General features: G+C 44.3%; 22 protein-coding genes and 1 pseudogene. 10 read left to right on the top strand and 13 right to left on the bottom strand.

The features are described 5' to 3' along the window. Positions 1–29: 29 nt before the first annotated feature. Positions 30–407, bottom strand: coding sequence for a VOC family protein (locus NSQ39_RS22685; protein WP_046131153.1), 378 nt, complete (start codon positions 405–407; stop codon positions 30–32). A gap of 64 nt (positions 408–471) precedes the next feature. After that, complete coding sequence (locus tag NSQ39_RS22680) at positions 472–1350, bottom strand: DMT family transporter (protein WP_175076327.1); 879 nt, start codon at positions 1348–1350, stop codon at positions 472–474. A gap of 101 nt (positions 1351–1451) precedes the next feature. Here NSQ39_RS22680 and NSQ39_RS22675 point away from each other — a divergent pair, with 101 nt between their 5' ends. Further along, complete coding sequence (locus tag NSQ39_RS22675) at positions 1452–2327, top strand: LysR family transcriptional regulator (protein WP_175076328.1); 876 nt, start codon at positions 1452–1454, stop codon at positions 2325–2327. A gap of 58 nt (positions 2328–2385) precedes the next feature. Here NSQ39_RS22675 and cysI read toward each other — a convergent pair whose 3' ends face one another. Together cysI and NSQ39_RS22665 are read right to left on the bottom strand one after the other, a co-directional pair. After that, a complete protein-coding gene (gene cysI, locus NSQ39_RS22670) occupies positions 2386–4104 on the bottom strand; it encodes an assimilatory sulfite reductase (NADPH) hemoprotein subunit (RefSeq protein WP_046131156.1) in 1719 nt (572 codons plus the stop codon). Positions 4105–4130: 26 nt separating this feature from the next. Then, positions 4131–5957 carry an assimilatory sulfite reductase (NADPH) flavoprotein subunit gene (locus NSQ39_RS22665; RefSeq protein WP_175076329.1) on the bottom strand — a complete coding sequence of 609 codons (1827 nt, stop codon included), beginning with the start codon at positions 5955–5957 and terminating at the stop codon, positions 4131–4133. A gap of 239 nt (positions 5958–6196) precedes the next feature. On the opposite strand from NSQ39_RS22665, the gene NSQ39_RS22660 reads away from it, so the two are divergent. From NSQ39_RS22660 to NSQ39_RS22645, 4 genes are all read left to right on the top strand, one after another. Continuing rightward, positions 6197–7084, top strand: coding sequence for a LysR family transcriptional regulator (locus NSQ39_RS22660; protein WP_046131158.1), 888 nt, complete (start codon positions 6197–6199; stop codon positions 7082–7084). A 215-nt stretch (positions 7085–7299) separates the two neighbouring features. Further along, on the top strand, positions 7300–8730 hold the full coding sequence (locus NSQ39_RS22655; RefSeq protein WP_065894240.1) for an IS1182 family transposase: 1431 nt from the start codon (positions 7300–7302) through the stop codon (positions 8728–8730). 334 nt (positions 8731–9064) lie between these two features. Continuing rightward, positions 9065–9277: a hypothetical protein gene (locus NSQ39_RS22650; RefSeq protein WP_046131159.1), complete on the top strand. Its 213-nt coding sequence runs from the start codon at positions 9065–9067 to the stop codon at positions 9275–9277. Between the two features lie 209 nt (positions 9278–9486). Then, entirely contained in the window at positions 9487–11124 is a 1638-nt protein-coding gene (locus tag NSQ39_RS22645) for an APC family permease (RefSeq protein ID WP_373688026.1), read from the top strand. Between the two features lie 57 nt (positions 11125–11181). Here NSQ39_RS22645 and NSQ39_RS22640 read toward each other — a convergent pair whose 3' ends face one another. From NSQ39_RS22640 to NSQ39_RS22600, 9 genes are all read right to left on the bottom strand, one after another. Beyond that, entirely contained in the window at positions 11182–12348 is a 1167-nt protein-coding gene (locus NSQ39_RS22640; protein WP_175077610.1) for a Gfo/Idh/MocA family protein, read from the bottom strand. A 25-nt stretch (positions 12349–12373) separates the two neighbouring features. Then, on the bottom strand, positions 12374–12607 hold the full coding sequence (locus NSQ39_RS22635; RefSeq protein WP_419761782.1) for a sugar phosphate isomerase/epimerase family protein: 234 nt from the start codon (positions 12605–12607) through the stop codon (positions 12374–12376). Further along, positions 12592–13290 carry a sugar phosphate isomerase/epimerase family protein gene (locus tag NSQ39_RS22630; RefSeq protein WP_272901922.1) on the bottom strand — a complete coding sequence of 233 codons (699 nt, stop codon included), beginning with the start codon at positions 13288–13290 and terminating at the stop codon, positions 12592–12594. The genes NSQ39_RS22635 and NSQ39_RS22630 overlap by 16 nt, the downstream gene beginning before the upstream one ends. 138 nt (positions 13291–13428) lie before the next feature. Then, entirely contained in the window at positions 13429–14298 is an 870-nt protein-coding gene (locus tag NSQ39_RS22625) for a helix-turn-helix transcriptional regulator (protein WP_175077609.1), read from the bottom strand. 272 nt (positions 14299–14570) lie between these two features. After that, entirely contained in the window at positions 14571–14900 is a 330-nt protein-coding gene (locus NSQ39_RS22620) for an HIT domain-containing protein (RefSeq protein ID WP_175077608.1), read from the bottom strand. Between the two features lie 76 nt (positions 14901–14976). Continuing rightward, positions 14977–15384, bottom strand: coding sequence for a hypothetical protein (locus tag NSQ39_RS22615; RefSeq protein WP_046131162.1), 408 nt, complete (start codon positions 15382–15384; stop codon positions 14977–14979). A gap of 393 nt (positions 15385–15777) precedes the next feature. After that, positions 15778–16557: an alpha/beta fold hydrolase gene (locus NSQ39_RS22610; RefSeq protein ID WP_175077607.1), complete on the bottom strand. Its 780-nt coding sequence runs from the start codon at positions 16555–16557 to the stop codon at positions 15778–15780. A 169-nt stretch (positions 16558–16726) separates the two neighbouring features. Next, complete coding sequence (locus NSQ39_RS22605; RefSeq protein WP_046131163.1) at positions 16727–16933, bottom strand: DUF1657 domain-containing protein; 207 nt, start codon at positions 16931–16933, stop codon at positions 16727–16729. Between the two features lie 99 nt (positions 16934–17032). After that, a complete protein-coding gene (locus tag NSQ39_RS22600; RefSeq protein WP_373688023.1) occupies positions 17033–17539 on the bottom strand; it encodes a hypothetical protein in 507 nt (168 codons plus the stop codon). 705 nt (positions 17540–18244) lie between these two features. Here NSQ39_RS22600 and NSQ39_RS22595 point away from each other — a divergent pair. From NSQ39_RS22595 to NSQ39_RS22575, 5 genes and pseudogenes are all read left to right on the top strand, one after another. Further along, a pseudogene (locus NSQ39_RS22595) lies at positions 18245–18433 on the top strand (DUF6597 domain-containing transcriptional factor); the annotation flags it as partial. Positions 18434–18484: 51 nt separating this feature from the next. After that, on the top strand, positions 18485–18952 hold the full coding sequence (locus NSQ39_RS22590) for a helix-turn-helix domain-containing protein (protein ID WP_341017590.1): 468 nt from the start codon (positions 18485–18487) through the stop codon (positions 18950–18952). Positions 18953–19003: 51 nt separating this feature from the next. After that, entirely contained in the window at positions 19004–19366 is a 363-nt protein-coding gene (locus NSQ39_RS22585) for a VOC family protein (protein ID WP_046131165.1), read from the top strand. Positions 19367–20367: 1001 nt separating this feature from the next. Further along, positions 20368–21141 (top strand): acetoin reductase, encoded by a 774-nt coding sequence (locus tag NSQ39_RS22580; protein WP_046131166.1) that lies wholly within the window; start codon positions 20368–20370, stop codon positions 21139–21141. Between the two features lie 158 nt (positions 21142–21299). Continuing rightward, positions 21300–22855 (top strand): IS3 family transposase gene (locus NSQ39_RS22575; protein WP_341017483.1). Its coding sequence is split into 2 segments (ribosomal slippage): positions 21300–21957 and positions 21957–22855, totalling 1557 coding nucleotides; the frame shifts between segments, so codons are not numbered across the junction. The last annotated feature ends 185 nt before the right edge of the window (positions 22856–23040 follow it).

Genomic DNA, 23040 nt, shown 5'->3' with positions numbered 1-23040 from the left:
TCTAAAAAAGACATTAGCTTTTTTCACCGTTATACCGTCAGTTCAACAAGGTTGCCGTCCGGATCCTGAATGACGCTTTCATAATAGCCGTCTCCGGTCAACCGGGGCTCTCCGGCGATACGGACGCCTTCCTCTTTTAACCGGCGGGTCGTTTCATCTACCTTTTCACGTGAACCCAGAGAGAACGCCATATGCGCATAGCCTTCTTTTTCCCCGCTTCCGTCTGCGACATCCGGCCGCCTCATCAGCTCAAGCCGGGTTCCTGATTCAAACTGTATAAAATATGATTCAAACTGCTTTTTCGGATTGACGTATTTTTCGTTTGCCGTGCCGTTGAAAACCCTCGTATAAAAATCTTTCATTTCCTCTAAGTTATTCGTCCAAATTGCAATATGTTCAATTTTCATTTTTCATCCCCCCATTTGATATTACCATATCTTTTTTAGAGGGAGATGTATCGACATAGAAAATTCATGCTTTGTTTTGGGCAAATTTGAACGTATTCATGAAGATCCCGCAGCATATCAAGACTGCTCCGATCATGATCTGGATCGTAATCTGCTCATGCAACTCCAGCCACCCAAACAAGAGTCCGAGCACGGGGACGAACATTAAAGCCATGGATGCCTTAGACGCTTCGATTTGATTGAGCACCCAAAACCAAACGACAAATGTAAAAGCGGTCGAAAACAAACCATTAAATAATAATGACAGAACAGCGCTGCTTGACCACTCGATTGCATGAGCAGGTTCCAATATAAAGGAACAGGCGAGCAGCATGACAGCTCCCATCATGAGATGCCAGGCATTCATATGAATGATATCAATATCCTTGAATCGCAGTTTGCTGAAAACATTCGCGATCCCCCAGCTGAGCGCCGCCGTAAGGACGCAAAGCTCCCCTATGATCGCACCGTGGCCGGCATTGAAACTGTCTTTGCCGAATATGAATAAAAGCCCGGTGAAACCGCATATCAAGCCGAGCGTTTTATAAACGTTCATTTTCTCGTTTAATGTAAAATGGCTGATCACGGTAACAAAAATCGGCATGGTATACACCAAAACAGACGTTTTTCCCGAATCGACGAATTGCATGCCGTACGTTAAGATCCCCATATATCCGAGACCCATTAGCAGACTCATGATGATATAGTTTTTTAGATGCGCTTTTCCGATCGAGAGTTTTTTCCTTCTGATGAAGAGAATGAAAAATAAAGGAACCGCTCCGATGAACAGCCGCAAAGCTGAAAACAGCAACGGGGGAATGTCGTGGATCGCCAGTTTCATCGTCACCCATGTATAGCCCCAAATGAGCGTAACCGAAACGATTCCAAGTATGACCTTGATCATAAAATCCAGCCGCCTTTCTTGTAAGATGTTGTGCTCGTTTTTATGATATGCTACCTTTACATATAACTGAAATACATATTAATTATCGGGGGTATAACCAATTGGTGATGAATATGAATTACCTGCACATATTTGTGAAGGTCGCAGAAAAACTGAATATTACAGAAGCCGCCAAAGAATTGTTCATCTCACAGCCGGCGGTAAGCAAAGCGATTAAAAATCTGGAGAACGCGCTGCATGTCCGATTATTTATTAGGGATAAACAGAACGGCTTAATCCTGACTGACGTCGGAAAGGAAATACTGCTGCTGGCAAGGCAAATGAAAGCAATCGAAAGCAAAATGCAGCAAGTGGCCGACCGGGAAAACAAACTGTTAAGCGGGAAGGTGAAGATCGGTTCGTTCCCTGCCGTCTCGACGAATCTTTTGCCGCAGGCCATCGCGGCATTTAGAGCGCAATACCCGCTCGTTCACATCGAATTAACCGAAGGGACGTCAGAGCAGATCAAAGGATGGGTAGAGGATCGAACGGTTGATTTCGGGATCGTCACATCCCCGTTTGAACCGTTTGACCGTCAAGTATTGTTCGGCGATTACATGGTAGCCGTCATCCCTGAGGAGCATGCAGGCTTAAAGGACGCTGCACTCGTCGACCTTAAAGCGTACCGGGACGATATAATATTTTGCAAAGGCGGCCATGAAATCGCCGTATCGCAAACGCTAGAGCAGCACGGAATCGAATTAAGGGAAACCTTGACGGTCCAAAACGCAGAAACATTGATGAATATGGTCAAACATCAATTAGGAATCGGCATCATTTCAAACTTTACGCTTTCGTCTGTATCACATGAGCTGGTCAAAAAGGATATCTTTCCCCGAATCACCCGCGAGATCGGCATTATTGCGCACTCATTCGATGAAATCTCCCCGGCGGCGCATGAGTTTATCAAGGTCTTGAGCCAATGTACAGTCCGATAAAGCCTGTGTCATACCCGAAAAAAAACCGCTTCGGCCAATAAGCCAAGGCGGTTTTTCATCAATCGTGAAAATTCGTGCCGTCTGTCGTTTCTTTAACGATGCCCGCGCGGATGACGAAGTCGCCGAAACGCTCGCCTTCCTCGCGCTCTTTTGCATAGCGCGGAAGAATCGTGCGAAGTTCGTTTAAAATCTCTTCCTCGCCGATGTTTTCCCGGTACATTTTGCTCAGGCGGCTGCCGTCAAACGCGGCGCCGAGATACATGTTGTACTTGCCGGGCGCTTTGCCGACAAACCCGATTTCGCCGAGCGCGTGCCGGGCGCAGCCGTTCGGACAGCCGGTCATCCGGATCGTGATCTCTTCATTGCGAAGTCCGTTTTCTTCGATAATCTCATCGATCTTGTCAATCAAAACAGGCAAATAGCGTTCCGATTCTGCCATAGCCAGTCCGCACGTCGGCAGCGCGACGCACGCGATCGAGCTGCGGCGTAGCGCCGTATAATGCTTGCCGTCTGTCAAGCCGTACTGCTCGATCAGCTCGCTGATTTTTTTCTTTTTCTGGCTTGAGACATTGGCGATGATCAAGTTTTGATTCGCAGTCAGCCGGAATTCGCCTGTATGGACTTTGGCGATTTCGCGCAGGCCGGTCATCAGCTTGTAGTCATCGTAGTCTGTGACGCGTCCGCCTTCGATAAACAGCGTTAAATGCCATTTTCCTTTTACGCCTTTCACCCAGCCGAAGCGGTCGCCGTTACGATCAAATTGAAACGGTTTTGCTTCAGCGAGACTCCAGCCGAGGCGGCTTTCAAGCTCGTTTTTGACCGTTTCAAGCCCGAGGCGGTCAACCGTGTACTTGAAGCGGGCGTTTTTGCGGACGGAGCGGTTGCCGTAGTCGCGCTGAATCGTAATCGTTTTTTCGGCTACATCATAGATTTGTTCCGGTTTGCAAAAGCCGATGACTTTGGCAAGCTGCGGATATGTCGCTTTGTCCCCGTGCGTCATGCCCATTCCGCCGCCGATCGCCACGTTGAAGCCGATAAGCTTGCCGTCTTCGACGATCGCGATAAAACCGAGATCCTGCGAAAACACGTCGATATCGTTTGACGGCGGAACGGCAATTCCGATTTTGAATTTCCGGGGCAAATAAAGCGGTCCGTACATTGGTTCGACTTCTTCCGCTTCCGGCGTGCCGGCGACCTTTTCCTCATCAAGCCAAATTTCATGATATGCTCGCGTCTTAGGAAGCAGGTCATCGCTCAATTTTTTCGACCATTCATAGACTTCGGCATGAACGTCAGACTGATACGGATTTGAAGCGCACATCACATTGCGGTTGACATCGCCGCATGCCGCGATCGTATCCAACAATACCGAATTGATTTTCTGAATCGTTTTTTTCATATTCCATTTTAAAATGCCGTGCATTTGAAAGGTTTCCCTCGTCGTCAGCTTCAGTGTGCCGTTACCGTACTGGCGGGCAAGCTCATCCATGACAAGCCATTGTTCAGGCGTGGCCACTCCGCCCGGCATGCGCACGCGAAGCATGAACTGATACGCGGGCTCAAGCTTCTGCTTTTGGCGCTCATTGCGAAGGTCGCGGTCATCTTGCAAATAGCTGCCGTGATGCTTCATCAGACGGTTATCGTCATCGGAAATTCCGGCTGAGATCTTCTCCAGCATCGACTCCTTCAAGGTGCCGCGCAAATAGTCGCTTTCCCTTTTGATGCGTTCAACATCGCTTGGCGGGCCTTCAGGCGCTTTTAATATTTGATTCCCCATGTTGGAAAAACCCCTTTCAGTCAAAATCAGTATACATCGCGCAAATAGCGTTTTTGCTGCTTCATCTCGGCTAAGTAAGCTTCCGCTTCTTCACGGCTCATGCCGCCTTCTTTTTCGATAATGTCCAGCAAAGCGTTTTGAACGTCATGCGCCATGTTTTTCTTATCGCCGCAAACGTAGAATACCGCCCCTTCTTGAAGCCACTCAAACAGTTCTTTGCTGTGCTCAAGCATCCGGTGCTGTACATACACTTTTTCTTCCGTATCACGGGAAAATGCGACATCCATTTTTGTCAGCACGCCGTCTTTCAGCCATTTTTGCCATTCCGTCTGATAGAGGAAATCTGTAACGAAATGCTGGTCGCCGAAGAACATCCATGACTTCCCTTTTGCCCCGGTTTCTTCGCGCTCCTGCATAAACGAGCGGAACGGCGCGACACCTGTGCCGGGTCCGACCATGATAATCGGCGCATCAGGATTTTCCGGAAGCTTGAAGTGTTTGTTCGGCTGGATGAATACCGGCAGCGTATCCCCCGGCTGAAGGCGTTCGGCGCACAAAACGGAGCATACCCCTTTCCTGTCCCTCCCGTGTGCATGATAGCGGACGGCGCCGATCGTCAAATGCACTTCGTCAGGGTTCGCTTGAAAGCTGCTCGCGATTGAGTAAAGACGCGGAGGCATTTTCCGGAGAATCGAAACGAACTCCTGCGCTGATGCGCTGAACGGCCCGAAATCTCTCACAAAATCAAGCAAATCGCGCCCTTGTAGATACTCTTTTAATTGTGCTTCGTTTCCCGGCGACGTGAGTTCTTGCAGCTTTTCATTCTCAGAAAATCCAGCAGCCTGCTGAAGAAACTTTTTCGTTAAAACAGTGATTTCAAAGTGCGAAGTCAACGCTTCTTTAAGCGGGAGGCGCTCCCCTTGTTTATCAACGGTGACGACTTCCTCAGGATTCCATTTGAGCTCCTTCAACACAAGCTCAACAAGCTCCGGGTCATTTTCCGGATAAATGCCGAGCGCATCACCCGGCTCATATGTGAGGCCTGATCCTTCGAGCGATAGTTCGAGATGGCGCGTTTCTTTGTTTGAACCGCGTCCATTAAGATTGATATTTTCCAGCACTTCTGCCCGAAACGGGTTTTTTCTCGAATAGACCGTTTCAGCGGCTTGAGGAGCTGCAGCCTGGCTTTGTACCGGGCTTCCGCTTTGTCCCCCGGCTTCACTCAGACCGCCGAGAACGCCTTCAAGCCAGGCGGACGCAGGTTCGTCAAAGTCAACATCACAGTCAACGCGCGGATAAAGCCTTTTCCCGCCGAGTTCTTCAAGGCGCTGATCGAAATCTTTTCCCGTCTTGCAGAAAAACTCGTACGAAGTGTCTCCGAGGGCCAATACGGAAAAACGGAGATCATCAAGCTTTGGCGCCCGTCTGCCATGGAGAAACTCATGGAAGGACAGCGCGTTATCCGGCGGCTCCCCTTCACCGTGCGTACTGACGACGATCAGCAGGTTTTTGATCTTTTTCAGCTGATTCGCCTTAAAGTCGCTCATGGATGAAACGGTTACTTCGAAGCCGTGCTCCTTTAGTTTTTTGCCGGCATTTTCTGCAAGTCCGTGGGCATTTCCTGTCTGTGATCCGTAAAGAATGGTCACTTCTTTTGAAACAGACTGCACCGGTTGAGCCGCCGGAGCTTCCGCCGTCGGCGCCTCCAGCGCGGCCGCTGCCTCAAAGGACTGGGACGCCGCCAGATAACCGCTCAGCCAGGCTTTCTGCGATTCTGTCAATGTCGGCAGAAGACGGTTGAGGAGCTCTGCCTGCTCCTGATTAAACGGACTGTTCATTACCTGAAGTTGCAACGATATCCACCTCGCTATGGAATAAAAAAATAACAAGCACCACTATTCCCATCAATCAAATCGGTTTTAATGACGCAAAAATGTTCAACGCGTATCTTCGTATGACTCGTAACCTGCGGTCTGATGAACATTTCCTAAAAAAGATTCTAATTTAAAGTTTACTGGAATACGCGGCATTAGTAAAATATATATTAATTATTGCAGCTATTAATATTTTTAATAGATAAGGTGGGATTCTTTTGCATTATGATGCGCTAAAGACATTTGTCACCCTTGCCGAAGTGAAAAACTTTACAAAAACTGCCGAAATTCTGCTTATGTCGCAGCCAAGCGTGAGCATGCACATTAAAAACCTTGAGAAAGAATTCCAGACAAAGCTGTTTGAACGCTCACCGAAATTGTTAAAGATCACCCCTACAGGTGAAATTCTATACGACCGGGCAAAACAAATGATCACGATATATGAACAGACAAAACAGGACATTCTCGACCATCACAATTCCATTAAAGGCGAGTTGAAAATCGGGGCTAGCTTTACGATCGGCGAGTATATTCTGCCCGCTTTGCTGTTTGACCTCCAAAACGACTATCCGGAGCTTGAACTTCAAGTCGTCATCGGCAATACGGAAGAAATCGTGCAATCCGTCCGTCTGTATAAGGTTGACATCGGTTTAATTGAAGGGCAGACAAACGAAAAAGATCTTTCCGTCCATGCTTTCATGCAGGACGAACTGTACATCGCCGCTTCAAGCGATCATCCGCTCGCAAAAAAACAGGAAGTGACGATGGCCGATCTTCAGAATCAGACATGGGTAACGAGGGAAGTCGGATCAGGAACCCGCGAATACCTTAATCACGTCATTCGGTCAAACGGTTTAAAAGTGAAGTCGTTTCTTATGATCAGCAGCAATCAAGGCATAAAAGAAACCTTGATGACGGGCATCGGGCTTTCCCTGCTGTCTAGGAGCGTCATCGACAGAGACGTCCAGCACGGAAACCTTTCCTTAATCAAGCTGAAAAACCAAACGTTTAACAGAACCCTTTCCTATATTTATTCCCCCATTATGCAGGATAAGAAAAACGTGAAGACGTTTATCAATGCGCTGGACAAATCTGCTCAATTTTAATGAAAAAAGTGAAATATTTAAAAACAATAAAAAGCTGTGCTAACTGAAAAAACAGAGAATAATTAAGAGTATTTTGTTATCGAGCTCTAAAAAGGAAGAAAGCACCCGATTCATTCGGGTGCTCAGCTTGTCGACAAAGTCACAAAAAAAGTGGCTTGATCGACAAGCTTTTTTTGTTAAAATGTGTGTGGAATCTAATTTTTGGAGGTTTTACCATGTTGACCAAACACTCTAAAGATCAGCGTGAACAGCTTGAAGTCTTTGCCTTAAGTGAGCTTGTACCTGAAGACCATTTGGTCAGGAAGATGGAAGAAGCCATTGATTTTTCATTTATTTATGAAAAAGTTGCCCCTCTTTATTCTTCAAAAGGGCGTCCAAGTATTGATCCTGTTGTACTGATTAAAATGGTGCTCATTCAATACGTGTTTGGTCATCGCTCCATGCGCGAAACCATTAAGCGAATCGAAACTGATGTAGCCTATCGCTGGTTTATTGGATATGGATTCTCTGAAAAAATCCCTCATTTTTCAACCTTCAGTAAAAACTATGAACGTCGCTTTCATGACACAGACCTATTTGAAACAATCTTCTATAAGATTTTACGTCAAGCCATGGATCTCGGCCTCGTCGATCCTTCGGTCGCCTTCATCGACAGCACACATGTCAAAGCGAATGCCAATAAGAAAAAGTTTGTGAAAAAGATCGTAAGAAAAGAAACAAGAGCTTATCAGGAGCAGCTAGATCAAGAAATTAATGCCGATCGCGAAGCGAACGGAAAAAAGCCCTTAAAGCCCAGGCGATGCTTAGAGGAACGAGAAGTAAAGGAAAGTACAACTGATCCTGAGAGCGGATATTTTGTCAAAGGCGAACGAGAACGTCTTTTTGCCTATGGATTTCATACAGCTTGTGATCGGAACGGATTTGTGCTGGGAACGGTTGTTGAGCCTGCCAATATCCATGACAGCCAAGTGTTCGCGTCGCTGTTTCAACAAGTAAAAGAGCGCGTTGCCAAGCCTCATACGGTCGCAGTTGATGCCGGATACAAAACACCGGTTATCGCAAAATTTCTTCATGAAGAAAACGTTCGCCCTGTTATGCCTTACACGCGTCCGCAAACCAAAAAAGGATTCATGAGAAAACACGAGTATGTTTACGATGAATTTTATGATGTCTATATCTGCCCGCAAGACCATATTCTCTCCTATCGCACAACCAATCGGCAAGGTTATCGAGAGTATGCTTCAGATCCAAAACGATGTAAACCATGTCCATTACTACATACATGTACAGAAAGTAGAGATCATCGAAAGATGATTCACAGACATATCTGGCAGGATCATTTAGACGAAGCTGATCATCTTCGGCATACGGAAGAGAATAAACAAATCTATGCCAAACGTAAAGAGACGATCGAACGAGTTTTTGCCGATTTAAAACATAAGCATGGCCTGCGCTGGACAACCCTACGGGGAAAGAAAAAATTGTCCATGCAGGCGATGCTTGTTTTCGCTGCCATGAATCTGAAAAAGCTGGCGAATTGGACCTGGAAAGGTCCTAACCGCCAGCCTTCTGATCGAAATAATAGAATAAAATGGACAAAAACAGGTCGGATTTTAAAAATCCGACCTGTTTTGTCAACGGTCTGAGCACCCGATTCATTCGGGTGCTTTGCTTAAGTAATGTCCTTACCGTACATTTACGCTGTGTTTACAAACCAAAACCTTCAGCTATGGAAGGGAAAATTTTATATCGTATTAAAAATACTGTAAGTTTCACATTGTCCAAGTTGATGGTTGTATGTTCCGATTGCCTCAAACCGCTTTGGTGATTCAGCTATGATTTTTTTTGCCTCAAGATAATGGATCATTTGCACAAAACCAGTCCCTGCCAAAGCAAAGTTCCCCCCGAAATTTCGCCATTACATTACTCCTTTCTCACATTTTATTTCAAGAAATACTTTCATATAGAGGTGGGAAACGCATGACAAAACTTAAATTCAGAAGGCTATGGATCCCGCCTTATCAAGCGCAGGATAAAAGGAAGCGTGCAAAAGGAGAAACACCATCAATGCAATCAAAAATGGCTAAAGAAACGTTCCCGCCCTGCTGTCTGAGCCCGGTCCATCTTTCCGCTCAAATAGCACCATCGCCTGACATGCAAATCTTTATCGATCCGACTATTTCCCCGTTTTAAGGACGGCATCTGCCAAATATCTATATTCCAAAATTCCGATCGATTTTAAGATATATTGATATACTAAAATTCCCCTCAAATCGCTTCCCTTCAGTTATTTTTCGGGCTTCGAAATGATCATGTTTCTTCATCCAAAAAAAAAGATATTGACAAGGCAGAAGATTTCGAAAGATAATAATGAAAATGAATGTTATATTTTATTACACGACATGAAGGGTGACATCAATATGAATTTACAACGAAAGATGGGAACGTTTTCACTTATGATGGTCGGTCTTGGTTCAATGATCGGCTCAGGCTGGCTGTTCGGAGCGTGGAGAGCCGCGCAGATCGCAGGTCCGGCCGCTATATTTTCGTGGATTATCGGAATGATTGTCATATTGTTTATCGCACTGTCTTACAGTGAGCTTGGTGCGATGTTTCCGGAAGCGGGAGGAATGGTGAAATATACGCAATATTCCCACGGTTCATTTGTCGGATTCATTTCTGCGTGGGCGAACTGGATCGCGATTGTATCCGTTATTCCGGTAGAGGCTGTCGCTTCTGTTCAATATATGAGCTCCTGGCCTTGGGAATGGGCAAAATGGACAAGCCGTTTGGTCGATAAAGGACAGCTGACGATTGAAGGGCTGGCCATTGCTTCTGTTTTACTCATCATCTACTTTTTATTAAATTATTGGACGGTCAGCCTGTTTTCCAAGGCTAACACGTTTATTACCGTCTTTAAAATCGTGATTCCGGGTCTTACGATTGGCGCTCTTTTATTTGCCGGTTTTCACAGCGGCAATTTCACTGCCGGCGAAAGCATGGCGCCAAACGGATGGGCAAGTGTGCTGACTGCCGTGGCAACGTCAGGTATCGTGTTTGCATTTAACGGATTTCAAAGCCCGGTTAACATGGCGGGCGAGGCGAAAACCCCCGGGCGTTCGATTCCGATTGCCGTGATCGGATCTATTTTGGTCGCCACCGTGATCTATGTGCTGCTGCAAGTCGCATTTATCGGATCTGTTAACCCTTCGATGATTGTAAACGGATGGAGCCATTTGAATTTCAACTCTCCATTTGCAGATTTGGCAATCGCTTTAAATATTAACTGGCTCGTCTTGGTTCTGTATGCAGACGCTTTTGTTTCCCCGTCGGGAACAGGCATCACATATACGGCGACAACATCGCGGATGATTTACGGAATGGAAAAGAACAAATACCTGCCTAGCATATTGGGCAAACTTCATCCGATCTATGGCGTACCGCGCCAGGCGATGATTTTCAACCTGATTGTATCGTTTATCTTCCTGTTTTTATTTAGAGGCTGGGGTACCTTGGCAGAAGTCATCTCAGTTGCAACATTGATTTCTTATGTTACAGGTCCTGTGACCGTCATGACGTTGAGACGGACTGGACACGATTTACACAGACCGCTGCGCCTGAAAGGATTAAGCATAATCGCGCCGCTTGGATTTATTTTCGCGTCGCTTGTCTTGTACTGGGCGCGCTGGCCGCTGACAGGACAAGTTTTATTCATTATCCTGATCGGTCTGCCCGTTTATTTCTACTATCAGGCAAAAGCAAGCTGGAAAGGCTTTGGCAAGCATTTCAAAGCCGGCATGTGGATGGCTTTCTACCTGTTGGCGATGATGCTCATTTCTTTCTTGGGCAGCGACAAATTCGGCGGCTTAAATGTGGTTCATTACGGCTGGGACATGCTGTTGATCGCCGTTGTTTCCTTAGGTTTTTACACTTGGGCGGTTAAGAGCGGATTCAGAACCGAGTATTTGGAAGATGCCAAAAAAATGAATCAAGAACTCCAGGAATCGCAAGCGGAAGCCGCTGCATCCAAAGAAATGTAACGAAAAAACCTTACGATCGGCAGGTCGTAAGGTTTTTTGTTTCCTTCGCGCCTTTTCTCATTGGTATTCAACCCACACAGCGCCGTTATCTGCAGATCGTACACAGTTCTCAACCCACCTGACGCCTTCTACTCCCGCCTCAATTCCCGGGTACCAAAGGTCTTCGCGCCAATCTCTGCGCTCGGCCGCAGCGATGGCTTTGGCAAACCGGGTGTACAAATTTGACCACGCTTCGAACAAGCCCTCAGGATGGCCTCCTCCTATCCGGTCGTCTGCCAGCGCTTCCGGATAAAGATAATTCATGCCGCGGTCTAATATCATGGCCGGTTTACCCTGAACTTCATACCTTAGCTGATTCGGATGTTCATCCCACCATTCGATGCTGGCTTTTGAACCTATAACCCGAATCTTCTGCCCGTGCATAGAACCGGCATTCACGCAAAAAGACCACACCGTCCCGATAGCACCGTTTTCATATTCCATGATGGTATATGCATTGTCCTCGAGCGGCGCCCGGCTTTTTACAAAGCTTTGGCGTGTACACATCAGTTTTTTTATTTTGAAGTTTGGCAGCATAACCTTTGATAAATATAGCGGATGTGTTCCCAAATCCCCCAAAACATAGCTCGGACCCGCCATTTTCGGATCAACGCGCCATTTCGTACTGGCATTTGCCGCTTCTACGGGTGCGGAATGGAAACCGTGTGCAAATTGCATGTTTACGATGCGAATGTCACCTAATTCTCCGTTTTCAATCATCTGGCGGGCTTGTTCAATCATCTGGTGTCCTGCGTATCCATATGTAATGCCGACCACCAGCTGTTTGTTTTTCGCGAGCTTTTCCAGTTCGATTGCTTCCTTCACCGTAAAGCACAGCGGCTTCTCACATATAACATGCAGGCCTGCATAAAGAGCCGCTTTCGTCATTTCATAATGCGTGCCATTTGGCGTTGCGATTGAAACAGCCTGAATACCGTCTTCCCGTTTTGCTTCCTTTTCAAACATTTCCTTGTAGCCGGCATAGCACCTCTCAGGTTCAACGTGCAAATTGACGCCAAAGTCTTTTCCGCGATTTGGATTGATATCGAAGGCGCCGGCCACCAATTCAAAATTATGGTCGCGAAGCGCAGATGAACGGTGAATGTAGCCGATTTGGCTTCCGCGTCCCCCGCCTATCATCGCCCAGCGTATCGGCTGCTCAACATTTTTTTCACCTTGAATCATCTTTCATTCCTCCTTTTGCCGTCATCTAAAAACCGATATTCTTTACATAGTCAATGCTTTGTTTTACATCAAGTAAACTCGAAGCGCAGGTTCTCGGGTCGCGCTCCTGCTCAATCGTGATATATCCGCGATAATTGATTTCTTTCAATAAAGAATAAATCGAGCCGTAATCGATGATTCCCTTACCGATTGGACACATCACTCCTTTTGCGCAGGCGTCAAAGAAGCGGATTCGTTTGCCCATCATCTGTTGATACATATCGGGATCAATATCTTTAAAATGAAGATAATAAGCCGGTCTGCACAGTCTCTTAGCCACTGGGCCGGGTCCATTTTCGAATAGTACAGGTGCCCGGTATCAAGGCAGAGCCCTGCCGTTTCATACGGGATGTCCTCCAGCAATTTCTTAATCTCGTCTTCAAATTCGATATAACCGCCGGCGTGCGGGTGGATGACCGGCCGCACCCTATAGCGGTTCCACGCCCGTTCTGAAAGAGCAGCGATATGCCGCATCATCTTGCTCCAATCCTTTTCAGACAGCCTTTTGGCTTGATCGGGATGCCCTGCGTGATAATCCCTTTCCTCATGCCCCCAATCGATGATGACCAAATACGGAGGCGGAAACGGGATTTCGTCTTTCAGCGGCGAACGCGGCAGCTTCGTAATTAATGAACAAATATCGTCGACCTGATGCAATAGCTTTTCTACGTTGCTCTCTGATACGAGATCATCAAAAATGGTTCCCGCAATGATGGTCAAATCGTGTTTAGATAGCTCTGCTTGAACCCTCTTGACATCCATTGGCACATATCCATACGGTCCTAATTCAATCCCGTCGAATCCCGCTTGTGATGCCTCTGAGAGAACCTGTTCCCACGGCGGCAGAAAAGGGTTCTTCGGATCGTCGACACCCCAGCAGCACGGGGCTCCGGAAATTTTCATACTCACTTGAAACACCTCCAAAACCGATACTTTTATTTTAAGCCCGGCTTAAGTGAAACGCTTTCATATTCTTGTTTTATTTAAGCAGCTTTTTCTGCTATTTCGACCGAAAATGTTCACGATCTTGTTTGACGGACTTTAGTTTTTGGAAGACTTGTTTTTCGTCCAGTGCTGGCGGTATTTTTTCGGAGATATGCCAACGATTTTAGAAAAAAGGGTCGTAAAGTAGCTCATATTATCATAGCCAACCGTGCCGGCAATCTTTGTCACGCTGTCATTTGTGTTAATAAGCAGCGACTGCGCTTCCCCGATTCGGCGTCGGATAATATATTGAATGGGCGAAAAGCCGGTGGATTTCTTAAAAGCATGAACCAAATAATATGAGCTGATGTGGAATTTTTGCGACAGCAATTGCAGCGTGATATCCTCGGAATAATGCTCATCAATATAGGCTTTAATTACGTTTGTCAATTCTGATTCTTCTGATTTTGATAGTGCTGCGTTTTCCTTTGGAATCTGCAAAATGATCGCAATCAATGCGCAAAGAAGGTAGCTGCAAATCTCCTCTGCACCGGGTTTTTCTTCAGAGATTTGCAAATACATCATCTCCAGCAATGATTCAATATCCGATCTATGCTCCCCGCTGTGCAGCACGCATGAATGTTCGCCGGAAACCAAATGATTTCTCGGCAAGCCGGGCACTTTCACATTCGTAATGCCGCAGCAAAAAACGCTCATATCCGCTTCAGATTCAGCGTATTCATCGTGAAGAACACCGTTATTATATATTAAAATATCACCTTTCATAATGCGGTATTTACGGCCGTCAATGATATGCGTGCCATTCCCCTCTTTTATAAAAATGATTTCTATCACATCATCGTGCATGTGCATCGTTCGGGGTAATCTTGTATGGGTATCGCCAACATTGCAAATATAGAGCAATTGAGGAATCAAACCGTGATCAAAGCTTTGATTCAAATGTCGTTTCACAAAATATTGAGTCAACATTTATCCCCCCTGTAGGAAACTTTCAGTGCAGACGATATCATTTTTCATGTGCGACTCTCACTCATGGATCCGGACCGATGGGAGGCGATGGCCCGTTAATCTTCATGCCGTTCGCCATCGGTATGCCCCGCAATAAAAAACAGAGGAAAAAATCCTCTGTAATAGCTTGTTAAATAAAGAAAAACCGGTTCCGGCCGATTGTATAACTTTTTTCCATCCGTGCGGGCTAAGTGTGCAGCGCGTACAACCACGCGCCAAATAGCGTATTTTTATCTCAAAGGTTTTCCTGAAACGATATGCCAATGAAGATGTTTTGAATCCTGGTAGGCGCCCAAATTTGTGATCACTCTGCAAGCACCGTTTTCTTCCGTCACCATTTGAGCCACTTTTTTAATAACATCCAGTAATTCGAGTAATAATTCTTGATCCTCTTCTTCCAACGTGATCAAAGAAGGGATATGCTTCTTAGGGATGGCCACAATATGAACAGGATAAAAAGGTCTTGTATGATAATAGGCTAGTACATTCTCGGTTTCCATCACTTTATTGACCTTTGTTTTCCCGCTCAGCACTTCATCACAATAAAAATCTTCAGTCATGATAAACCTCCTATAACCTGACTATATGTAATCATCCATCTAAAACGAGAGGGTGTATTCTCTTCACTCTTATACATCAATGATGGTGGCTGTGGCTCGTTTTTCGGAATTTATGAGTATGGCTGCCGGTTGTGCTTTTTTCCTTTTTTATATCCGACTTTTTCACCCACCATTTTGTTCCTTTATAAGCGCCGTCCAGTATTTCCAGCAAAGCCATGTCCTCTTTATTGATGAGCTTCACGGTTTTTACCCGTTGATACCTCGGGATTGATTTTATGGTGACGCCATCTTCGTTAAATACAGTAAATCTCCCTTTTTTCTTGGCTTCCTTCCAATTTTCAATCGTGTCAGCACCGTAAATCGATGTGCCGAGTTTCAGTTCATCTCCTTTTTTCATCCCCTCTTCGAGAAAGCCGGCGATGATTCCTCCTATGATACATAAGAAAATAGATCCATACAGTAATCGTTTGTAAAACTTTTTCATATCTTTTCCTCGATTTTTACTTCATTTTGGAGTGAGAATGATTCTGTCTTCCCCTCCCTTTGCATCCAGTCATTCCTCTTCAAAAACCGCCGCTGCTTTCAATGATTCTATGAATCGCCCCCTCTTTCGGAAGCAGGCCTTTTTGTCATCATTTCGATGCAGCTGTCATCAATTCGCGTCGTTCACCATTTGTGACCGGTTCATCCAAACGTTTTGTCATGAATTCGTTCAAGCTATGAATATGCGTTTGTAAAATAGACTAATGCTGATCTGCTATTCATTCGTACGAATGCCGATTTTTCAGCAAAGCAAAAACGGCTTTGTTTTCTTTTTTAGATGTCGTTGATATTATCCTACAAATTGCCTCAAACGTTAAAGACTTTCTTTAATCATCTAAGCAAACTGCGTCAAGATCCGGTTGAATTTTTCCCGCTCTTCCCAGAAAGGCCCGTGGCCGCTGTATTGAAACGGAACGAGCTCTGAATTCCTTATGTTTTGATGCAGCTCGCAGGCTTGTGCAAACGGAATGACTTTGTCATGAACGCCGTGAATGATTAAAGTAGGAACAGATATTTTCGGCAAATCGGCATACAGCTTCTCATCCCTCAGCATAACGATGACAGCTTTGGTCGACCATCCCGCTGCCTGTAAGCCGAGATGAAAAAACCAGTCTGAGAATGGTTGTGTGATATATTGAAAAAAAAACGTTTCCGTTACTTCTCGCATCATCTTCGGTCGGTCATTTAGCGCTGTGTTAAGCAAATGGTCAGCATTCTCTTTCGTAAAGCCTACAGGAGCTGCAGCGTCGATCAGGACGAGTTTTGAAACGCCGTGGCCTTTGTGCCGGGACATATACCTGATCGCGATAGATCCCCCTGTAGAATGGCCGGCAAGTATGAAGCTGTCTAACTGAAGGGCATCAACCACAATGCGGATGTCATCAGCCAAGCGGTTGTAACGGTAGCCGTCCATCGGCTTATCCGAATGTCCGAACCCCCTCCAGTCAATGCCTATGCAGCGGTATCCTTGTGCCGGCAGAACGTTAAACTGATACTCAAATTGCTTATGGCTTAACGGCCAGCCATGCAAAAAAACGACCGCTTCGCTGCTTTCAGGATTTATATCCTCCACATATAAATGAACCCCTGATTCGACTTCAACAAAATAGCCCACGCCATTCCCCTCCATAAAACGTCTTTTCACAATAAGATACTCGGGCGGTTAAATATAGGTGAATGCTGCGGGTCAAAAAAACCCCTTGATCTCTCAAAGGGTCGTCATTCTCATTCCTTATCGCATGTGTTTATAGAAAAAGGTTGGCACTTCACCAACCTTTTTCAACCTACTGCTGTTTATATTGAGGCTCTTCTTGTTGAATTTGCTGAAGACGCGGTTCAAGCGAATCAACAAGCGTCTGGGTTTGTTGAGCAGCTTGCTGATAAAGCTGCTTTGCATTCTGATTATCAGTATTCAATGAAAATGTTTCAAAGCTGGCCTGGGCGCTTTTCAGACTTGCAATGGCCTGTTTCACTTGATTGACGACAGTCATGTTTTCTTCCTCCTTCGCTTGTAAAATTGATGTATCTACATGTAGAATGAATTACTTTCCGCATTCTATCCGATCCATTTTTTTCAAATTGAACGATAATCAAAAAAGCCCTCTCTTTCCAGAAAAGGGCTTTAAGACTTTATTGCGATGCCTGTTGGTTTTGCTGCTTTTGCTGCCCTTGTTGACCTTGCTGCCCTGTTGGCTGAATGACTGTTGAGCCTGTTGAAGAGCTTGGCTCATTTGGTTCATCGCCTGATTGGTTTGAATCCCTTGAAGAGCTTGATTAAGCTGTTGAACAGCCTGCTGGATGTTTTGCTGAATTTGTTGATCAGTCTGCTGCATTTGCTGCTGAGATTGAGAACTGAATTGCTGAATTTGCTGCTTTAATTGATTGATTCCCTGATTCGTTTGAGAACCTTGCTGAGCCTGGCCGCTTTGTTGTTGAGACATTCCAAGCTGGGATACATTTTGCTCTAATTGAGCAAGCTGCTGCTGAAGGCTGCCGAGTTCTTGGGCAAGCTCAGTATCCGTAATATTCGCCCCAAGCATTTGGGCATGCTTTTGTTTTTGCTTTTGCTGATTTTGTTGTTGATTATTTTTGGTCATCAGAAAAAAATCCTCCTTTTTAATTGATCACATCCTTTATGATTTTCTTAATGCCAAAAACGATGTAAGGAAATTCCAGTATGATGAAGGATTTTCCATAATAATAAAGAAATCTGGGGGATATGCTATATGTAGTCGCAAAAAAGGCCGTCAACTTTTCAAACCATTTTTTTCTGTATAAATCGCAACATTTTTATTTCCCGTATGTAAGGCATTTCCTGCAGCCGGAGTCAGATCATCCCATCCGATGAACAGCCTGAGTTCGACCGGCTAATGATCGCTCATCATCAATGCATGGATAACTGTCATACGCGATTCATGCTGGTTCCCCTCGAGGTGAGTTTTCCGCGCCCGGAATACGAATGAATAAAGTTTTGGATTTTTGATTTGCCGGCTTGCCAACCTAAACGAGATTGCTTCCCAGTCGTTCTCCTTTACGTTTCCTCCTTCATATTCAATTTGCAGAGCTTTTTCAGGACAAGTAAGGCTGGATAAAATAAAAATATTTTAAAGTGAAAGATCTTATAGAAGAGAATGGATTATAATAATTCGGAATAACGATCATTACATAATGGAGCAAAACAAATGAGGTATGAAGAGAAAAAACCGCCAGCTGCATTAGAACCGTATATCAAATGCTTCTGGTATTTAAATAGGGAATATGATGAATCCGACAATGAGGAAGTACTTTAGCCGGATGGATGCTATGAAATGATTTTTCATTTTGGCACAAAGTACAAAGTTCAAAATCAATTAATGGATACTTCTTTTTTAATAGGGTCATTAACGCATTACCATCGATTAACCGCACACGGCAACATCCGCTTATTCGGCATTCGTCTAAAACCTTGGGGGTTAAAGTTTTGGGTTGATACAGATATAAAGGAACTGAGGGACAAATTTTTGCCTCTTGACTCACTATTTAAACAAAGCATCATTGAACAAATGGAGAGCCGATTAAAGGGCGTTGAAATAGAAGAAGGAATGACGCTACTTCATGAATTTATGTTAGATACATTCAAGCAAAACCATTTTGTTGATAAACATTTTATTCGAATTTTAACTGAATTATATGAATTCCCTGTTCAACAAGACATACAAACTTTGGTTTCAAGGAGTCATTATTCTCAAAGGCAATTTGAACGAAAAGTAGTGGAGCTGACGGGTCTGTCTCCAAAAAAGCTCAGCAAAGTAGCGAGGTTTAATCAAGTCCGGTTGAAGATATTTTTCGCTCCCGAAATAGACCTTCATGATTGTATGCACGAATTCGGCTACTATGACTATGCTCATTTTTCAAAAGACTTTAAAGAATGTATAGGTCTGACTCCGAAAGAGTATAAAAACTGGATATTAGAAAAAAAGAACCTAAGACACAACAACCAGGAGAACGTCGTTTTTTTACAAGATGAATAAAGCGGATTTTACTACTATAGGAATTGACATTGATTGAAGGAGGAATTTCTGATGATCACGAATGTAGGAACTGTTGCAGTATACGTTGAGGATCAACAAAAGGCGAAGGATTTTTGGACCAACAAAGCAGGCTTTGACGTTGTGGCAGAACACCCGATGGGACCGGAAGCATTTTGGCTTGAAGTCGCCCCGCAAAATGCCCAGACTCGTTTAGTCATTTACCCGAAGGCAATGATGAAAGGCTCTGAAAATATGAGAGCATCCATCGTATTTGAATGCGATCATGTTCTCGAAACATATAAAAAGATGAAAGCGAATGGAGTGGAGTTTAAAGGAGAGCCGCAGGAAATGCAATGGGGCACATACGTGCAATTCAGCGATGAAGACGGCAACGAATTTCTTTTAAAAGGGTAAGCAGAAGACAGACAGGTTCTTTTTTAGGAACTGTCTGTCTTTCTTGCATTATCAATTGCATTTTTACTTTGATAGATGCGAGCAGCAAAGCGCCTTCGAGTATTCTCTTCTAAAACTGCTTCAAGCTTGTCGGAGAATTGCAAGTCAACTCTTGAACTGCTGTAGACGTCTGAGCACGCTTCTCTTTTGCCGCGCGGTATCGAAATGAAGCCAACGCTTTCGCCATTTCCATCGGCATGCGAGGATTCATAAAGGCTGCCATTTGTTCAGTTTCTATTGAAAATATTTTTATTAGTGGTTTATATGATCGATATCATATATGGGCAGCGCTTCCTCGGCGTTTGTAGAGGCAAGGGCTGCAGCCCCTTGTGGGTCACATACGCAATTTTGCCTTCACCGATAGCTGATCACTGGCGGAAAGCTGCAATACTCCTCATTTAAAGAGCATGCTTCTACTGGATACAAACCAATTCACAATAACCTTCATCATTCAATATATATTGGCAGGCCCCGGGAGGCAATACGGGACACGGACGGCCACTGGCATAAACGGGATATGGGTTTATGGGAAAAGACGGGTTTATAGGATAGGAATATGCGGGTACAGGATATTGACGATGAAACAAGCCTATCACTCCTTTTTTATATTATTAAGATTGTATTTGACTGTTTGCGTTCTTGCAGATTGTCTATGGATAATTGTGCAATTGCCTAACGAAGGTTTCTTGCCAAGTTAACTTTGTTTTCATCATTAAACTATACGCGGGATAAAAAGAAATCGTACATTGATGCCTTGAGTAAGCTAAAAAAGGAGCAAAAATGGCGATCAGATAAAAAACGCGCCTCTTTTTTGTTGTTAAACAAAGAGAGATACTTAATCATTGCAGCAAAGCAACAATGTCAAGTTATACATTAGCTTTGCTTCGGACTCGTCCCGTATGTTTTGTTATACTAAAATAGACAAAACCTATCATAATTTTCTAACAAAAGGAGAGATCTCCATGAGAAAAGTAGCTATTGTTACCGGTTCTGCTGGAGGATTAGGGAAAGGCATAGCGGAGAGACTATGCCACGACGGTTTTCGTGTCGTACTACATGATATAAATGAAGCATTACTGAACGAAACTGTTTCAGAATTAAAAGAAAAGAACTTTGATGTTATCGGTGTTAAAGGGGATGTATCTAAACGAGAGGATCAATTCAATTTAGTTAAAGAATCGGTAGATGCCTTTGGCCGTTTAGATGTTTTTGTAAACAATGCGGGTATCGATGCAGTTTCTCCATTTTTGGAAATTACTGAAGAACAGCTTAATAGATTATTCAAAATTAATGTAAATGGCGTGGTTTTTGGCACTCAAGCTGCCGCTGAACAATTTATTCAGCAAGAAACAAAAGGAAAAATCATTAATGCTTGCAGCATAGCAGGTCACGAATCATTTGAAATGCTTGGCACATATTCTGCGACTAAACATGCTGTAAAATCTTTCACACATTCAGCCGCTAAAGAGCTGGCAAAATATAAAATAACTGTAAACGCATACTGTCCTGGCGTTGCAAAAACAAAAATGTGGGATAGAATTGATGAAGAAATGGTGAAATACAGCAGTGACCTTAAACCAGGGGAAGCTTTTGAAAAATTCTCCTCAGAAATTGCTCTAAAAAGATATCAAACACCTGAAGATGTTGCTAATTTAGTGTCTTTTTTAGCTTCAGATGATTCGGATTATATTACTGGTCAGGCGATATTGACTGATGGCGGTCTTGTTTATAGATAAAAAATATTTACTTAATGGGAGATGACCATATACAGTCGGATTTTTTAACCCCGATTGAATCGTGAAAAAAAATAAAAAGCCATTCTCGAATCTGATATGCTCCCCTAAAGGTAGACAGATGAAATAAAAAAATCTGTTTGCCTTGGGGGAGTTTTTTCATGGCTGGAAAATGGTTTTCAAAAGAAGAAAAATTGAATATTCTATCAGAATGTGATCAGGGCAATAATTCGGTGAAGGAGATCGCAGAAAAATATGGCATTCATGCCGAAACGATTCGTGAATGGAGAACATCGCATGATATGGCGGGTGTGGAGAGTTTGGAACGTTCAAAGCGCCATAAGTTCTATCCCGCAGAATTAAAATACAATGCCGTGAAAGACTTCTTATCCGGACGCTACTCTCAAAGAGAAATCTCGAGAAAATATAAGATTTCCAGTAAATCCGTACTCATGAAGTGGGTTGAGCTTTATAATGGTCATAAAACGTTAAAAGACAGCGGGAGAGGAAGGAATCGTTTGATGACCAAACGGAAGAACGTTTCATTGGAAGAACGGATTGAGATTGCGAAGGATTGTCTAGCTCATGGAAAGGACTACGCCAGATCAATGGAGATTCATCAAGTCTCCTACCAACAGGTGTATCAATGGGTGAAAAAGTATCAAGAAGGTGGAGAAGAAGCCTTAAAAGATACACGGGGAAAACGCAAAACCGAAGAAGAACTGACACCTGAAGAAAAAATTCAACGGGAAAACAAACGGCTGGAACAGGAAAATGAGCGTTTGCGCGCAGAGAATGCGTTCTTAAAAAAGTTGGAAGAGATCAAAAGGAGGCGGTTCTAAGTCAGGTTCGGTACGAAGATCGATATCTCGCCATTTTAGAGCTGAATCGAAAAGAAGGCTTTTCTGTCCAAATGTTATGTGAGATTGCCGAAGTTTCGCGCCAGGGGTATTACAAATGGAGGAGCCGAGTACCTTCAGCGAGAGAAAAACAGAATGAAAAGATTATCGCCAAAATGGCGCTACTTCACGAACAAATTGGCGGTATCTACGGATACCGCAGAATGACCTTAAACATGAACCGCCGCTTTAAAGAGCGCCTCAATCATAAGCGCATCTATCGGCTGATGAAAATTGCCAAGCTGGAGTGTGTCATTCGGCGGAAGAAAAAACGTTACGGCAAAGCGACGCCTCAACATGTGTCCGAAAATATCCTGAATCGAGAGTTTAAAGCGGACAAACCAAATCAAAAATGGGTGACTGATGTGACAGAGCTAAAATACGGCCATCGGAAAGCGTACCTCAGTGCCATTTTAGATCTTCATGAGGGAATGGTCGTGTCTTATGTGCTGGGGAAATCCAATAATAACGCCCTTGTGTTTAAAACCTTGAACCAAGCGCTTGAGGCAGCCCCAAACGCACGTCCTCTCCTTCACAGCGACAGAGGTTTTCAATACACGTCCCACCAGTTTAGAAGGATGATTGAAAACGCAAATATGACACAGAGTATGTCCCGCGTCGGCCGCTGTATTGATAACGGCCCCATTGAGTCGTTTTGGGGGAAATTAAAATGCGAGAAATACAGACGGAATTCGTACGAGACATTTGAGGCACTTCAAAGCGCAATTGATGAATATATCCACTTTTACAACCACGATCGTCTACAAGAAAAACTAAACGGCCTCAGCCCAGTGGAATACAGGGCTAAAGCCTTCTAGTGTGTTTTAGTTATTTCCACTGTCTACTTGACAGGGTGCAGATCAATCTCAAGAATGGCTTTTTACTGACCGTGCTAAGAGCCAGAGGCCTCTCTCCTGTCGCCTTCTGAACGAGTATATTCGATTCTGATCAGCTCTTTTATTTCAGAGCCTTTTGTTGGACATCTGATGATGTCTGATTGTTG

Source organism: Bacillus sp. FSL W8-0848, from assembly GCF_038007805.1.
Lineage (GTDB): Bacteria > Bacillota > Bacilli > Bacillales > Bacillaceae > Bacillus > Bacillus glycinifermentans.
The sequence above is the reverse complement of the archived record's forward strand: the minus strand, read 5'-3'. Positions and strand labels throughout refer to the sequence as shown.

Coding starts and splice junctions, on each gene's coding strand:
- NSQ39_RS22640 (WP_175077610.1), bottom strand. CDS start 12,348: ATGATTCAAGGTGAAAAAAATGTTGAGCAGCCGATACGCTGGGCGATG.
- NSQ39_RS22650 (WP_046131159.1), top strand. CDS start 9,065: ATGACAAAACTTAAATTCAGAAGGCTATGGATCCCGCCTTATCAAGCG.
- NSQ39_RS22645 (WP_373688026.1), top strand. CDS start 9,487: ATGAAGGGTGACATCAATATGAATTTACAACGAAAGATGGGAACGTTT.
- NSQ39_RS22635 (WP_419761782.1), bottom strand. CDS start 12,607: ATGTATCAACAGATGATGGGCAAACGAATCCGCTTCTTTGACGCCTGC.
- NSQ39_RS22580 (WP_046131166.1), top strand. CDS start 20,368: ATGAGAAAAGTAGCTATTGTTACCGGTTCTGCTGGAGGATTAGGGAAA.
- NSQ39_RS22585 (WP_046131165.1), top strand. CDS start 19,004: ATGATCACGAATGTAGGAACTGTTGCAGTATACGTTGAGGATCAACAA.
- NSQ39_RS22620 (WP_175077608.1), bottom strand. CDS start 14,900: ATGACTGAAGATTTTTATTGTGATGAAGTGCTGAGCGGGAAAACAAAG.
- NSQ39_RS22630 (WP_272901922.1), bottom strand. CDS start 13,290: ATGAAAATTTCCGGAGCCCCGTGCTGCTGGGGTGTCGACGATCCGAAG.
- NSQ39_RS22615 (WP_046131162.1), bottom strand. CDS start 15,384: ATGAAAAAGTTTTACAAACGATTACTGTATGGATCTATTTTCTTATGT.
- NSQ39_RS22600 (WP_373688023.1), bottom strand. CDS start 17,539: ATGACCAAAAATAATCAACAACAAAATCAGCAAAAGCAAAAACAAAAG.
- NSQ39_RS22680 (WP_175076327.1), bottom strand. CDS start 1,350: ATGATCAAGGTCATACTTGGAATCGTTTCGGTTACGCTCATTTGGGGC.
- NSQ39_RS22655 (WP_065894240.1), top strand. CDS start 7,300: ATGTTGACCAAACACTCTAAAGATCAGCGTGAACAGCTTGAAGTCTTT.
- NSQ39_RS22590 (WP_341017590.1), top strand. CDS start 18,485: ATGGAGAGCCGATTAAAGGGCGTTGAAATAGAAGAAGGAATGACGCTA.
- NSQ39_RS22605 (WP_046131163.1), bottom strand. CDS start 16,933: ATGACTGTCGTCAATCAAGTGAAACAGGCCATTGCAAGTCTGAAAAGC.
- cysI (WP_046131156.1), bottom strand. CDS start 4,104: ATGGGGAATCAAATATTAAAAGCGCCTGAAGGCCCGCCAAGCGATGTT.
- NSQ39_RS22685 (WP_046131153.1), bottom strand. CDS start 407: ATGAAAATTGAACATATTGCAATTTGGACGAATAACTTAGAGGAAATG.